The organism is Agrobacterium sp. rho-13.3 (assembly GCF_033957765.2).
Taxonomy (GTDB): Bacteria; Pseudomonadota; Alphaproteobacteria; order Rhizobiales; family Rhizobiaceae; genus Agrobacterium.
This window is the reverse complement of the sequence record NZ_CP192774.1, coordinates 229,766-244,178: the sequence shown is the minus strand read 5'-3', so window position 1 is coordinate 244,178 and position 14,413 is coordinate 229,766. Positions and strand designations below refer to the sequence as shown.

Genomic DNA, 14,413 nt, shown 5'->3' with positions numbered 1-14,413 from the left:
GCTTCACCTCACACATTCGCGAAAACACGAAAGAAGCCGCTGACGAACTGGTTCACCAATGCCGCTATGCCAAAATACAACAGCAGCAAACCACCGCCCAGCGCGTAAGGAGTGGAGATGAAGTAGACCGGGATTTGCGGCGCCAGCTTGTTGATGAAGCCGACGGCGACGTTGAACATGAAGCCGTAAAGGATGAAGGGACTTGCCACCCGCAGAGCGATATTCATGGACGCGACCAGCGTGTCGGTCAGCGAAATCAGCATTCTCTGCATACTGATCACCCCACCCAACGGGATGGACGAGTAAGACTCCACGATGGCGCGAAGAATGACATGGTGGAAATCGAGAATGAACAGCAAAAGCAGCGCGCCATAGGACAGCATGCTGGAAAGCTGGTTCTCCGACGTGTCTTCCAGCACGTCCTGCACAGGCGGGCCGTTGAAGGCAATCGCAGTGCCGATTGCCGTTGCGGCAAACTGCATACCGAGAACGTAGAGGTGGGCGATCAACCCGAACATACCGCCGACAAGCGATTCAAAAACGATGAATTTGAGGTAGGTGACGGTATCGGTTTTCGCCAAGGGATAGATCGTGTCCCATAACAGCGGCAGGAGTGCCAGCGATATGGCCAGGGCGAGGAGCAGTCGGATTTGCATCGGCAGTCTTGCCGAAGAAAAACCCGGCATCACCATCAAGCAGGCGCCAATCCGGCAAAATGCCAGAAAGAGCGCCATGACTGTTCCCTGCGGATCTGAAATCATGAAATCGAGCCGAGTATCTTTATTTCCGTGCCCTTGGCCAATTCAACATGGGAGAGCACTGGCAGCGTGCTGAACAGACGTTCCGTAATCATCCGCACATATGAGCGGGTTTCGGGCAAAGTAACAAGTACGAATGGCAGTCCTACATCCATATATTCACGGATAACTTTGCTGGCCTCGTTGCTGAACTCCTCCACCTGACGCGGATCGATATCAAACTCAATCACATCACCCTTCGGATCACGTTTGATGGCTTGCTGGAATACGACGTCCCACTTCGTTCCGAGCCGCAGAACGCGCAGAACACCATTGTCCGAAAGGTCACCGCAGATTTGCTGCGCCATGCGAATGCGAACATGTTCGACGATCTGCTCTGTCCTGCGAAGGTGAGGCGCCAGTTCCGCGACCGCTTCGAGAATGAGATGGAGATTGCGAATGGAAACACGCTCTGCCAGCAGCAGTTTCAGAATGGCCTGCAAACCGGAATAGGACATGTGCGACGAGCATATTTCGTCTGCCAGCTTCTTATATTCGGGATCAAGCCGGTCGATGAGGATTTTGACGTCCTTATAGGACAGCAACATCGGCAGATTGTTCCGAATAACTTCGCTGACGTGCGTGAGCAGCGCCGAAATATTGTCGATGGGATGGAAGCCTTCCCGCTTGAGGTCTTCCACGAAGTTTTCCAGCACCGAGACAGCCGGCATACCGAACGCGGGTTCGCGCACATCATCGCCCGGAACCGAAGGCTTGCGGCCCTTGCCGGTGATGACGAGCACTTCACCCACCCGCAACGTGCTGGCCGAGACGGTCGTGCCGTGAATTCTGATCTGATAGGATTTATCCGGGATCGAAATATCGTCCGTAACCTTGATTTCAGGCACAACGAAGCCGTATTGCGCGGCAAACTTCTTGCGCATCTTGCCAACCCGGAAGCCAAGCTCCTGATGCGCGCCCAACAGCCTTGGTGATACCTGTTTTCCAAGCGCAAGCTCGATTTCCGTCGTGCGCAGGGAGTTTTTGACGGTGTCTTTTTCCGCTTCTTCTGCCGTGTTGGTTTTTTGCACTTCTTCCGCGTGCGCCGCGTCTCGCTCCTGTTCCAGCTGCCTTGGAATGAACCAGGCGCCGAATGCTAGCAGCAAGCCGAGGGACATGAACGGAACCAGAGGCAAGCCTGGAACGAGCGACAGAGTGAACATCAGACCGGCAGCCACGCCCAGCGCCTTGGGATATCCGCTCAGCTGATTGATCACAGCCGTGTCGGTCGAGCCCTGCGCGCCGCCACGGGTAATGATAAGACCGGCTGCCAGCGAGACAATCAGCGCTGGCACCTGAGAGACGATACCATCGCCCACGGACAGTTTCACAAAGACGTCTGCGGCTTCGCTGATCGGCATTCCATGACGGAAAACACCGATGATGATGCCGCCACAGATGTTGATCGCCGTAATCAGCAGTCCTGCGACCGCGTCACCACGAACGAACTTGGAGGCACCGTCCATGGCACCGTAGAAAGCGCTTTCTTCCTCCAGCTCGCGACGACGCAACTGGGCTTCTTTCTCGTTGATGATACCCGCAGACAGGTCGGCATCGATCGACATCTGCTTGCCGGGGATAGCATCGAGGGTGAAGCGCGCACCGACTTCCGCGATACGTGTCGCACCCTTGGTGATGACGATGAAGTTCACCACGATAAGGATCAGGAAGACGATAAGACCGATGACGAAATCGCCCGACATCACGAGCGTGGAGAAACCCGCGATCACGCCGCCAGCCGCATCGTGGCCCTGGTGGCCATGCGAAAGAATAACGCGCGTCGTGGCGATGTTCAACGCCAGGCGGATCATGGTGGAAATCAGGAGAATGGTCGGGAAGGACGAAAAATCCAGCGGGCGCTGAATCCACAGCGACACCATCAGGATCAGAACGGAAAATGCAATCGAGAATGCAAGGCCCATATCGATCATGAAAGCCGGAATCGGCAGGAACAAGATGCAGAGGATGGAAACTATGCCTACCGCAAATCCAATGTCCCGGCCACGCGGCGCGACCTTCACAAGAGGCAATATGCTCGGAGGCGTAGCCATTCTAACTCCATCTCTTCATGAGAACTCGCAACTGCGTCCAGACCTTTCTTTCATGGAAAAGCCTTTTCCGCCGATCACAGACAGATCGACGTCCGAGAGTTATTCGATCAAGCTTGCGCGAGAGTGGAGGAAACCACATCGAAAGCCTCTGCGTCGACATGCAAATTGCCCCCGAATATTTAGGCTTTGGTTCAGATTATTTTTGTAATATGTTGGTCAAGTTATTCGCGCGATGATGGCGTGCACCGCTGGCCATGAACAAGGCCAAACTCTGCAAGGCTACCTATGGCGTCGATATCCACATATACCAGCTATCTCACCATCAACCGGGATCTGAAGTCGTCGTTGTCGACGGTTGCCAGCCAGTCCACGGTTGCGCGCGATACGGAGTATTACAAGGAAAACATCGGCAAGGTCACATCTGCTGACGAATTCCTTGGCGATTACCGGCTCTACTCCTATGCCATGAAGGCCTATGGTCTGGAGGATATGACCTACGGTAAGGCCTTTATGAGAAAGGTGCTGGAAAGCGATCTCACCGACAGTACAAGCTTTGCCAATTCGCTGACCGACAAACGCTATCTGCAATTTGCCGAAGCCTTCAACTTCAAGGGCGATACGAAAACCGCGCAGAATTCCGCGCAGGCAGGTAGCGTAACCGACGCTTACAAGGCCTCGTTTTCTGCAGAAGAAACATCGCTGAAAAATGAATCCACCTATTTCGGCGCACAGATCGGCAAGGTCACCGATGTCGATAGCCTCATTAACAATTCCAGACTGCGCACCTACGCTCTCGATGCGGTCGGCCTCGATTCCACGTACACCTCCAAGAGCTATCTGAAACAGGTTCTGACCAGCGATCTCGACGACCCGAACAGCGTTGCCAATCAGGCCAAGAACCCTGCGTGGAAGAAGCTTGCCGAAGCCTTCAACTTCAATACGGATGGCACTATCGATGGCACTGCACAAACGGCGGACCAGACAGAAGACCTGAAGCTGGACTACATCTTCAACAATTCGACGTTCCAATCGAATTTGCTGGCTGATGCCAACAAGCGCTATTTTGAGAAGAATATCGCAACGGTCACGAGCGCTACTGATCTCGTATCCGACCCTCAGATGCTGGCCTATGTCAAAACGGCCTTCGATCTGAACCCGACGATACTGGGCAGCAGTGTTGCCAGCCTTATGTCCAGCGAAAACTTCGCCAACGTTTATGGCAACACCAAGTTGCTGGATTATTTCAATTTTGAAACCGACGGTTCTCTGGCCAGCGGCAACACCGCCCAGACGGCAACGCAGACCACGAATTTGGCCAAGCTTTACCAGACGGCCTTTGCCAAAAACCAGTCGACGACGATCGATGAGGCTGTGTCAAATTACGAAACGCGGGTGACCAGCTTCAAGAGCCTCGATGATTTTTTCGTGTCCAACAAAAAAGACGCCGACAAGAATAATGATAGCGTCACCGAAGTTTGGGATGTGGCGCTGAGGGCTTTCGGGATCGATCCCGATGAGGTCAGCACGTCAGAACTCAAACGCGTTCTGACGAGCGATGCGAACGACAAGAAAAGCTACGTCAACACACTCAAGGATGACCGTTTCGTCGCGCTCAACAAGGCTTTCAACTTCACCTCTGACGGTGAGTTGACATCGCCCATTCTGGCCCAGTCTGAGAGTGTCACGGACAAATATGCATCCGACTACGAGAGCAACAAGCTGCGAACCCTGACAGGACAAGCGAAAGACGCCGCGGGCAAAAAAGCGGATGCGGAAGTCGAGTATTACAAGACGCAAATGAAATCCATCACCTCGGTGAAGGATCTGCTTGCCGATAGTCGCTTGACGACATTCATTCTTGAAGCGAACGGGGTGGACCCGAAAAGCGTCTCGTCCGACGATCTGAAAAAGATGTTCGCGTCCGATTTGTCGGATCCCAAGAGCTATGTGAACTCTCTGGAGGACAACAGGTTCTCGCAGATTGTCGCCTCTTTCAATTTCGATGCCAAGGGTGATCTGACCACTGATGCGGCCAGTGGTGGACAGCAGCGCGGTGCCGTGCTGGAGACGACAAACCAGTATGCCCGACAAACGCTGGAAGAACAGCAGGGCGAATCCAACGCTGGTGTGCGACTTGCCCTGTATTTCGAGCGCAAAGCCTCGACAATTTCCAGCGCCTACGGCTTCCTGAGCGATGATGCGCTGTTCCAGTTTTTCAAAACCACCTACAGCCTGCCAAGCTCCATCGCCAATATGGATGTCACAAAACAGGCCGAGATGGTCACGTCCTATATCGACATCACCAAACTTCAGGACCCGGATTACGTTAGTAAAATGGTCAAGCGGTTTACGGCGCTTTATGATCTTCAAAACAGCAATTCGACATCACCGACACTCTCCATTCTGAGTGGCAGCACCTCGATCAGCGCCGACACACTTCTGGCAGTTGCGCAGTTAAAGTCCGGGTAAGCATCCGCAGCACGTTCTGATCGGCAAACAAAAGGCCCGAAAATCACTTGGATTTTCGGGCCTTTGTCTTATGGTTTGAGGATGCGATCCGCTTAATACTCGTCGTCGCCAGGACGTCTTGCATCCTGTCCTTCGGCATTGCTCTCGTCATCCGCAACCGGAATGGCATAGGAGCCTTTCAGCCAACGGGAAAGATCCAGCTGCCGGCAACGGTCCGAGCAGAAGGGGTAGTCTTCGCGTGTCGAAGGTTTTTTGCACTCCGGGCAAGGCTGTGTCTTGCGCAACGGCGTGACTTTGGATTCGTCTGTCATGCTATCAACCTTCCTGCCAGGCAGAGGCGACCTCGAAACCTTCGCCGGCCAGTAGCAGCGCCGTCTCATAGAGCGGCAGCCCGACGACATTGCTATACGAGCCTGTCAGCTTCTGCACGAAGCAGCCAGCAATGCCCTGAATGCCATAGGCACCTGCTTTGCCGCGCCATTGGCCAGAGGCAATATAGCTATCGATTTCGTGCTGCGAAAGACGTTTGAAGCGCACTTTCGTTTCTACCACCTTCTGGCGCACCTTGCCGCCGGGGGTAATCAGGCAGATGCCTGTGTAAACCCAGTGACTGCGACCAGACAGCAAATGGAGCGCGGCGGAAGCGTCTTCGATATATTCTGCCTTGCCGACGATGCGGCGACCGACAGCGACGACGGTATCCGACCCCAGCACATAGGCGTCTTTCCACGCAAGTTCGCCCTTCACCGCCTTGTGGGCGGCTTCGGCCTTTTGCAGAGAAAGGCGACGGCACAGGGTGCGTGGGTGTTCAAGCCGAACGGGCGTCTCGTCGATATCCATTGGCATCAGTCGCGCAGGCTCGATGCCCACCTGATGCAACAGCTCTAGACGGCGTGGCGACCCGGAAGCCAGAATCAGCTTTTGTTTTGCGTCTGTCATGCTCTGCCAGCCGTCCGATCTGTCGGGCGATTACTTGAAACGATATGTGATGCGACCTTTGGTCAGGTCGTAAGGCGTCATTTCGACAAGCACTTTGTCACCCGCCAGAACGCGAATACGGTTCTTGCGCATACGGCCGGCTGTGTGGGCGATAATTTCGTGTTCGTTTTCCAGCTTCACGCGGAACGTGGCGTTCGGCAAAAGTTCGGTAACGACGCCCGGAAACTCGAGGACTTCTTCTTTTGTCATATAAGGTTTTTCTTCCTGTTGATAATGCCGGTCTTGAACAGTCCCGGAAAATTGCGCGGAAACTACACAATCGCCGCACATTTGTGAACCTAAATTGTCGTTTGTTTTAAAGTGTCTCGGAAAACGGCTTTGCGCGCTGTGGCAGCCGTTCCGAAATCAACCTCGTCAGGTGGTTTCGCACCTCGCGGTAGGCTTCCAGAATATGCTCTCTGGTGCCGGTCGCAACCGTGGGGTCCATGGTTGGCCAATAGACCACATCGAGAGCGTTATATCTCGTCAGTTCAAGGGCTGCATGATGCGCCTCTGGTGTCAAAGTAATGATAAGATCGAAGAAATCATCCTCGATCTCATCCATCGTTCGAGGTTTATGTTTTCCAAGCGTCAGCCCCGCCTCGTCCAGCACTGCATCCACAAACGGGTCACGCTCGCCTGCCCGCACGCCTGCTGATTGAATGTAAATACCGGGCGCCACGATCTGCTTGGCAATGACCTCGGCCATGGGAGAGCGGATGGAATTCATGCCGCACATGAACAATATGGCGCGCGGCACCTTGTCTTTCAAGTCGACAACCGCCGGGTCCCGCATCCCTAACCCCGCCAATAGAGCACACAGACCAGTGTGAACAGACGCCGCGCCGTATCGAAATCCACCTTTATCTTGCCGGACAACCGATCCATCAACGTTTGCGAACCGTCATTGTGTATACCGCGCCTGCCCATGTCGATGGCTTCGATCTGGCTTGGCGTGGAAGAGCGGATCGCCTCATAATAGCTTTCGCAAATCAGGAAATAATCCTTGATAATGCGTCGAAACGGCGTCAGCGACAGGATATGGGTTGCCACAGCCTGATCATTTTCGGTCTTGATGGAAAACACCAGCTTGGCATCGACCAGTGAAATGTTCAGCCGGTAAGGCCCACCTTCATGTCCGAAGGGCTCAAAACTGTTTTCCTCGATCAGATCGAAGATCGCCACCGCGCGTTCATGCTCTACGTCAGGCGTGGACCGGCCGATGCTCTCGTCCAGAACCACATCGCAGAGTCTGAAAGTGCGTGGGTCCATCTCTCACCCTTCCAGATTGAGACGGATAGCAACAGAACGGGCGTGTGCATCCAGCCCTTCCGAATGGGCAAGCGTGATGGCCGCCGGTGCAAGCTGGCGTAACTGCTCCGGCCCCAATCGCAGGATCGAGGTGCGTTTGACGAAATCCAGAACGGAAAGCCCCGACGAAAAACGGGCAGACCGTGCGGTTGGCAAAACGTGATTGGAGCCGCCAACGTAATCGCCGATAACCTCAGGCGTATGACGCCCGACGAAAATCGCACCCGCATTGCGAACGCCAGCCATCAATGTGTCTGGATCATCCACTGCCAGCTCCAGATGTTCAGCCGCGATGCGGTTGGCGAGAGGCACGGAAACCGCCAGATCATCGACCAGAATGATCGCGCCGAAATCCCGCCAGCTTGCGGCAGCCGTTTCTGCACGAGACAGCAGTTTCAGTTGCCGTTCCACGGCCTGTTCCACCGCTTTGCCCAAGTCGGCATCGTCGGTGATCAGAATGGACTGCGCGCCCGCGTCATGCTCAGCCTGCGCCAGAAGGTCGGCAGCAATCCATTCCGGGTTGTTGTTCTTATCAGCAATGACCAGCACTTCCGAAGGTCCGGCAATCATATCGATGCCGACCGTACCAAAAACATGCCGCTTGGCAGCGGCGACATAGGCATTACCGGGACCAACGATCTTGGCGACTGGTGCGATGGTTTCCGTTCCGTAGGCCAGCGCCGCAACGGCCTGCGCGCCGCCAATGCGGTATATTTCCTCAACACCGGCAATGCGCGCTGCGGCCAGTACTGCGGGGTTGATGACGCCATCATTGGCGGGAACCACCATGACGACACGTTCCACGCCCGCAACCTTGGCCGGAACAGCGTTCATCAACACCGAGCTTGGATAACTCGCCGTGCCGCCGGGCACGTAAAGGCCGACCGCTTCGATAGCTGTCCACCGGGAACCGAGACCGACGCCAATGTCGTCTTCGTAAATATCGTCCTTGGGCATCTGTCGCGCGTGGTGTTTTTCAATGCGCTTGGCTGCCAGCTTCAGTGCGTCGAGAACGGCAGGTTCGACCTGCGCAATCGCCGCATCGATTTCTTCCGCCGTCACCCGCATGGATGTTTTGGAGAAATCCAGCCCATCGAATTTGAGGGAGTAATGTGCCAGCGCCGCATCGCCGCGTTTGCGCACATCGTCGATAATGTCACGCACAACGATGTTGACGTCTTCGGACACTTCTCTCTTCGTCGTCAGGAATGCCGCGAAAGCCTGTTCAAAATCAGCAGACGCCTGCTCCAGCCAGATTGCCACGTAACTTACCCTCTTCAGGCTCTGCCCGGTGGACAGAGCGAAATGCTTGGCTTGCACGTTTTAACGTGCGCTCTTGGGTATGTGGCATAAATCGAAACAGGCGGGCAAGGCAATTCCCTGTCCGCTCTGTTCTAAGATTGGTCTTCAGGATGATGCGGCTTCGATGCGGTGTCCCAACCGCCGCTCACGTCGGTCAGTTGCGCTTCGATGCACTCGACATCCAGTGCGATGGCACCGCCGCCGGATAGCGTCAGTTCGACAGTCCCGTCCGGCCCCTCGCCTTTTTGCGTGAAACGCAATGCCAGCAGGGACAAAACCTGTTCCTTATTATCGCGGTTGAACCCGTGCGAACGTGCATTCCCGACCCGCTTCAACGCAAAAACCGTGCGGCGACGTTCAGGCGAGTGGCCTTTCTTATCGCCATTTTCCCAAACGAAACGGTTGGCGGAAAGAAGGAAGTGACCATGCTTGGGATCGAAGGACACGTCTTTCAGTTTAAAAACGCTGTCCTGCATATGTGTCGAAATAACGGAGAGATCTTCCCCGTCCAGCGCCATCAATTTAAGGCCGCTCATCGTGTCTATGTCCTCTTTGTGCGGACAAGGCCGCTTATGTCCAATACCTGACTTGGAGATAGGCAGTCGAAGCCCGCTCTGCAACCTGCGGGCTTCAATGAGCGTAAGCTATTAGTCGCTGACGCGCTCAACCTGCGCGCCGCAACGTGTGAGTTTTTCTTCCAGCCGCTCAAAGCCGCGGTCGAGGTGATATACGCGCGACACGATGGTCTCGCCTTCCGCCACCAGACCAGCAATCACCAGCGACACAGAGGCACGAAGGTCTGTCGCCATCACGGGCGCGCCCTTGAGGCGCGATACACCTTCGATGCGGGCCATCTGTCCGGACATGGAAATCTTCGCACCCAGACGCGCAAGCTCCTGAACATGCATGAAACGGTTTTCAAAGATCGTCTCGGTAATGTGCGAAACACCCTGCGCCCGCGTCATCAGTGCCATGAACTGCGCCTGAAGGTCCGTTGGGAAGCCGGGGAAAGGTTCGGTGACGATATCCACGGGGTGAATGCCGTTGCCATTGCGCACCACCCGCAGGCCGCTTTCCGTCTCGGTGATCGTTGCGCCAGCGAGTTTCAACGTTTCAAGCGCGTTGTCGAGAAGCGAAGCGCGCGTTCCTTCCAGGACGACATCGCCACCTGCCATCGCCACAGCCATGGCATAGGTGCCGGTTTCGATACGGTCTGGCAGCACCCGGTGGCGTGCGCCGGAAAGTGATGTCACACCTTCGATAATGATCGTGGAGGTGCCAGCACCTTCGATCTTCGCCCCCATCGCAGTCAGGCAGTCGGCAAGATCGATGACCTCAGGTTCGCGAGCAGCGTTGTGAATAATGGTTGTGCCACGGGCCAGCGTCGCCGCCATCAGCATGACATGCGTTGCGCCGACGGACACCTTGGGGAATGTGTAGGTCGTGCCGATCAAGCCACCGGCGGGAGCCGTGGCATTGATGTATCCACCATCGATTTCCATGGTCGCGCCAAGCGCTTGCAGGCCTTCGATGAAAAGATCGACCGGGCGTGTGCCGATGGCGCAACCGCCGGGCAGCGAAACACGGGCCCTGCCCTCACGCGCCAGAAGCGGTCCAATCACCCAGAAGCTGGCACGCATCTTCGACACCAGCTCGTAAGGCGCTGTCGTGTCGACAATCGTGCGGCAGGTGAAATGAACGGTACGGGAATAGCTTTCGCCCTGGCTCTCGCGACGACCATTGACGGAGATGTCGACACCGTGGTTGCCGAGAATACGAATGAGCTGTTCCACGTCCGCCAAATGCGGCACGTTTTCCAGCGTCAGCGTATCACTGGTCAGCAGTGATGCGATCATCAATGGCAAAGCTGCGTTCTTTGCCCCTGAAATGGGGATAATGCCGTTGAGTTCGTTTCCGCCGGTAATTCTGATGCGATCCATACGTCCCTACGGGCCTTACGCCCGCCTTTCCTGATGCCTTGCGAAGCACTGGCGTCTTCGGCTTTGTTCCGTCAATGATGACGAAGCTGAACTGACCGAAAAAACGACTTGTCCGCATAATTTGCTAAATCATGCAGTAGATCAAACTCCGCGCTGTTTCAATTTTCCGCTGAATATTTCTTGTCAGCACGATTCGTCCGTTTTTGCGGCAGGCAGCCCAATTGCCTCGTCTGCCTCGCCGGCGCGGCGGGCACGGGCCTGCTGTTTGCGTCGAGCGAGGTTTTCGCGCAGCTTTTTGGCCGCACGCGCCTTGCGCTCCGCCTCCTGCTGCTTGGCCCGCTCTCCCGGCCCGCCTTGGGCCGAGGAAGCGGCAGCTTTGCCCGCTAAAATATCGTGATGATCGTCCATGACCGCACCCATAGCCGAATTTCCGCCTTTTCAACAGTCCCCACCGATTTTTGCCCTGTGGAATGACTAAGTGTTACATTGCGGCTTGCACTCATCAAAAACCTATGGCAATAGGCGCCCACTTGATGTCGAGCAAATGCTTCGACACGGAATGCTGCGGTAGCTCAGTGGTAGAGCACTCCCTTGGTAAGGGAGAGGTCGAGAGTTCAATCCTCTTTCGCAGCACCATTTTTCCAGAAGAAATTCAACGATCTCGCTGCGCTGACGATTATCGATATCTTTTCAGTGACCGGCTGTTTTTTAAAGCCACAAGTCAGAAATTTGCTTAATTGAAAATGCGTTCAGTCGGCGCGTATGCTGAAAAATGGTCTAAAGCGCTGCTTTTCGTACAAAGATGCGCCATTTTTCTTCGCGCAGAACGTCCGCCTTAAACGCATGAAGCGCTTCTCCTGCGCCATACACGCAAGCGGGTCTAGAACCCTGATTGCACACGGGAAAAGACGAGATTGGTGAACATGGCAATCTGCGAACCCACGAAGGGCGCCGATAGTCCGATTGCAACCATGACAGCAATGATTTTGGGAACGAATGTGAGTGTCATTTCCTGAATCTGGGTCAAAGCTTGGAAAAAAGCGATGAGAATCCCCACGGTCATCGCTGCCATAACAGCCGGACCGGATGCTATCAGGACAGTCCAGATAGCATTTTGCATAATATCGAGAGCGTCGGCCTCGTTCATCTCAGTCCGCACAGTCTGATCGGCGTCACGAAGCCGTATTGGAGAATAAAAAGGTGTGTGACGCCGCTACCGTCTATGCGGAATGATATATGATTCGGGCTTTATCGTTAAGCCGGAGTCTGCGCGATTTTTATACCTTCGCCGATGACGATTGTACCGCCGGCAGTGGTGGTCGCCGTAAGGCCTTCCGACGTTACCTTGATGGACGCGACAACGCCCGTGGTCTTTTCGTCGGCGCTCGTGAGCGTCTTGCCAATATAGGACGACGCATTCGAGAGGGACGAAACCGAAAGCAGGCTTTCAAGATTGGTATTCATCTTGATGGATTGTTCGACCTGAGAGAAGGTTGCCAACTGGGCAACCTGCTCACTGGCATCCATAGGATCGGTCGGATCCTGATTTTTCATCTGCGCGATGAGAAGCTGGAGGAAATTATCGTAATCCAGCGACGCTTTCGTCGAGTCGGTCTTGGCAGTCGATGTCGAGGCTGCGGTGCTTGCCGTCGACGTCGTACCGGTTACAGAAGTCACCATGGTGCAATTTCCCGTCTCAATTCGTTCACCACCGCAGGGGTGATCTCGTGACTGTTGAGAATAACTTCTTCCTTGGCGTAAAGGCCACGAATTGTCTTCAGCGCGTCAAAGGGGCGGCCGGAAGATACCGTTGCGTCAATCCGCTTCAATTCAGAGCGAATTTCTTCGTTCTTGAATGTGGTCAACAGCATGGTGATGGACTTGCGGAACAGGATCAGGGATTGCTCCTTGCCTTCCGGGTTGATCAGCATCATCTGCACAATAAAATAGAGCTGCCTCAAAGGCGTGGTCGTGTCTTCAAGTTGCAAGACGTGATTTTCAAGAAGGAATGTCACGTCATTCATAAATTCCAGGGACACCTTTCTATCAACGCGCAGGACAGCGCCGTTGATGAAGATTTTTTCCCCGGACTTCAGAGAGATGCGCAGCGTACTTTTCATTTTAATCCATCCTTGATGATGGTTGTAACGTCAATAATGCCCTGATAATTCTTCGATTTACGTTTGCGTATCTGCTCACACTCTCTAAGAATCCAGATAGCGATGGATATCAGGTTGGCTTTTAGTTCAACTGGAAGCTCATTTTCGGGCTGCTTGAGATCGTCAATGAGCCTGGTCCAAACGCGTCGTGTGTAAAAAATTGCCTCTATGCCGTCTTTGCCGTAGTTGTCGTGGCCCTTGGCAACAGCAAGAAGTTCAATCGATCTTTCTAGAACCTGTCTTTCCCTATCGCGGGCGATATTGGGGTCATCCTCCATTATCTCCGCATATGAAAACTGGAACATTTATGTTTCCTTCATGGCCTTATTTGCCGCCTGTCATGGGCGTTCATGTTGTCGCTACAGGAAGTTCACGAGGCTCAGCCCCTGTATCTTCGATGTAATGGTGTAAGATGTTTCGACCTGGTTCAGCAAAGTCGTCAGGCGTGTGGACGCTTCGTATGTGTCCACGCCAATCAGGTTCGTCAGCTGCGTGTCGATGATTGTTTTTTGCGCACTCATGTACGTATTTGCCTTTTCCACACGTTCTTGGGACAGGCCAATTTTTGCACGCTGGGTATCGACGCCAGAAATGGCGGCACCTGCGAGACTTGTCGTCGTATCGTTCACGACCGCAAGCGCACTTGAACTCAACCCACGGTCTACCAGCTGAGACGATATCACACCTGCAAGCACAAGGCTTTTGAAACCATCCGAATTGGCACTTGTCGATGTGGATACGGTTTCCGAAGTACTAATGCGGCTGCTCATGACCGTTCCAGCGCCGTCAGCATCGACAGACGCGTTGTTCCAGTCGGACCAGTTGAAGCTATCCTGATAATCGGACAAAAACGTGCTCATGTCGGATGCCGTCATGTCCGCCGGGCTGGCAATGCCATTGCTGGACATATAGTCCGAAAACGCCGTGTTGAAGTCCGCCGTAATGTCGGGAATAAACGTGTCATCCAGCGTTTGAGCATCGGTATTGATGCCGGAGAAGAGGTACTCACCGTTGACAGCCGTGTTCGAGTAGCTGGTGAAATTCTCCAGCACGGACTTGGCTGTGGTCGCGGCAACACTCAAGCTGCTTGCATCCGTGTTGCCGCTGAGCGCGATAACCGAGTTCAGCAGGGTCTGCGCGGATGACGACATGTTTTGCAAGGCAAGCTGCGACGCATCCATGCGCTGCTCAGCCAAAGCATTGGAATCCACGATGGATTGCAGACGGCTGCTTTCCCGCGTGTAGTCGAGATTGGTCGACGTACGTGTGCCAAGCTCCAGGCCAACATCAGCGTAGGTTCCGGTCACGGCTTCTTTCTGCAACTTGCTGATTTCCGTCTGCGCGTTCGAGACAGTCAGTTGCATGGCGTTGCTAATAGACAGCGATGAAATGGGCGTTGTTTTCAT

General features: G+C 54.5%; 17 protein-coding genes and 1 tRNA gene. 2 read left to right on the top strand and 16 right to left on the bottom strand.

Going from position 1 to position 14,413, the window contains the following annotated elements; genetic code table 11:
- Positions 1–8: 8 nt before the first annotated feature.
- A complete protein-coding gene (gene fliR, locus RMR16_RS01120; RefSeq protein WP_320200915.1) occupies positions 9–761 on the bottom strand; it encodes a flagellar biosynthetic protein FliR in 753 nt (250 codons plus the stop codon).
- Positions 758–2,848, bottom strand: a complete 2,091-nt coding sequence (gene flhA / locus RMR16_RS01115; RefSeq protein ID WP_320200916.1) for a flagellar biosynthesis protein FlhA — start codon at positions 2,846–2,848, stop codon at positions 758–760. The genes fliR and flhA overlap by 4 nt, the downstream gene beginning before the upstream one ends.
- A gap of 285 nt (positions 2,849–3,133) precedes the next feature.
- Between flhA and RMR16_RS01110 the strand changes: the two genes are divergently transcribed.
- Positions 3,134–5,317, top strand: coding sequence for a DUF1217 domain-containing protein (locus RMR16_RS01110; RefSeq protein ID WP_432354010.1), 2,184 nt, complete (start codon positions 3,134–3,136; stop codon positions 5,315–5,317).
- Positions 5,318–5,409: 92 nt separating this feature from the next.
- Here RMR16_RS01110 and yacG read toward each other — a convergent pair whose 3' ends face one another.
- The 9 genes from yacG to RMR16_RS01065 all read right to left on the bottom strand — a co-directional run bounded on the left by yacG (position 5,410) and on the right by RMR16_RS01065 (position 11,256).
- A complete protein-coding gene (gene yacG, locus RMR16_RS01105; protein WP_320200917.1) occupies positions 5,410–5,628 on the bottom strand; it encodes a DNA gyrase inhibitor YacG in 219 nt (72 codons plus the stop codon).
- A 4-nt stretch (positions 5,629–5,632) separates the two neighbouring features.
- Positions 5,633–6,256, bottom strand: coding sequence for a Maf-like protein (locus RMR16_RS01100; protein WP_320200918.1), 624 nt, complete (start codon positions 6,254–6,256; stop codon positions 5,633–5,635).
- Between the two features lie 30 nt (positions 6,257–6,286).
- The gene (gene infA / locus RMR16_RS01095; RefSeq protein ID WP_027673809.1) at positions 6,287–6,505 is read right to left on the bottom strand and encodes a translation initiation factor IF-1; all 219 of its coding nucleotides are present in this window, start codon (positions 6,503–6,505) and stop codon (positions 6,287–6,289) included.
- Positions 6,506–6,611: 106 nt separating this feature from the next.
- Positions 6,612–7,091, bottom strand: a complete 480-nt coding sequence (locus RMR16_RS01090) for a low molecular weight phosphatase family protein (protein ID WP_320200919.1) — start codon at positions 7,089–7,091, stop codon at positions 6,612–6,614.
- 2 nt (positions 7,092–7,093) lie between these two features.
- A complete protein-coding gene (locus tag RMR16_RS01085) occupies positions 7,094–7,567 on the bottom strand; it encodes a UPF0262 family protein (protein ID WP_320200920.1) in 474 nt (157 codons plus the stop codon).
- A 3-nt stretch (positions 7,568–7,570) separates the two neighbouring features.
- Positions 7,571–8,869, bottom strand: coding sequence for a histidinol dehydrogenase (gene hisD, locus RMR16_RS01080; protein ID WP_320200921.1), 1,299 nt, complete (start codon positions 8,867–8,869; stop codon positions 7,571–7,573).
- A 131-nt stretch (positions 8,870–9,000) separates the two neighbouring features.
- Positions 9,001–9,444: a DUF2948 family protein gene (locus RMR16_RS01075; RefSeq protein WP_320200922.1), complete on the bottom strand. Its 444-nt coding sequence runs from the start codon at positions 9,442–9,444 to the stop codon at positions 9,001–9,003.
- A 111-nt stretch (positions 9,445–9,555) separates the two neighbouring features.
- Positions 9,556–10,848: a UDP-N-acetylglucosamine 1-carboxyvinyltransferase gene (murA, locus tag RMR16_RS01070; RefSeq protein ID WP_320200923.1), complete on the bottom strand. Its 1,293-nt coding sequence runs from the start codon at positions 10,846–10,848 to the stop codon at positions 9,556–9,558.
- 183 nt (positions 10,849–11,031) lie between these two features.
- Positions 11,032–11,256 (bottom strand): hypothetical protein, encoded by a 225-nt coding sequence (locus tag RMR16_RS01065; RefSeq protein ID WP_320200993.1) that lies wholly within the window; start codon positions 11,254–11,256, stop codon positions 11,032–11,034.
- A 153-nt stretch (positions 11,257–11,409) separates the two neighbouring features.
- Here RMR16_RS01065 and RMR16_RS01060 point away from each other — a divergent pair.
- Positions 11,410–11,484: transfer RNA gene (locus RMR16_RS01060), tRNA-Thr, on the top strand.
- Between the two features lie 244 nt (positions 11,485–11,728).
- On the opposite strand, the gene fliQ is transcribed toward RMR16_RS01060, so the two are convergent.
- The 5 genes from fliQ to RMR16_RS01035 form a co-directional block, all read right to left on the bottom strand.
- Complete coding sequence (gene fliQ, locus RMR16_RS01055; RefSeq protein WP_320200924.1) at positions 11,729–11,995, bottom strand: flagellar biosynthesis protein FliQ; 267 nt, start codon at positions 11,993–11,995, stop codon at positions 11,729–11,731.
- A gap of 107 nt (positions 11,996–12,102) precedes the next feature.
- The gene (gene flgD / locus RMR16_RS01050) at positions 12,103–12,528 is read right to left on the bottom strand and encodes a flagellar hook assembly protein FlgD (RefSeq protein WP_320200925.1); all 426 of its coding nucleotides are present in this window, start codon (positions 12,526–12,528) and stop codon (positions 12,103–12,105) included.
- Entirely contained in the window at positions 12,522–12,968 is a 447-nt protein-coding gene (gene flbT / locus RMR16_RS01045; RefSeq protein ID WP_320200926.1) for a flagellar biosynthesis repressor FlbT, read from the bottom strand. Before flbT ends, flgD begins: the two co-directional genes overlap by 7 nt.
- A complete protein-coding gene (flaF, locus tag RMR16_RS01040; RefSeq protein ID WP_320200927.1) occupies positions 12,965–13,312 on the bottom strand; it encodes a flagellar biosynthesis regulator FlaF in 348 nt (115 codons plus the stop codon). Before flaF ends, flbT begins: the two co-directional genes overlap by 4 nt.
- A 54-nt stretch (positions 13,313–13,366) precedes the next feature.
- A complete protein-coding gene (locus RMR16_RS01035) occupies positions 13,367–14,413 on the bottom strand; it encodes a flagellar hook-associated family protein (protein ID WP_320200928.1) in 1,047 nt (348 codons plus the stop codon).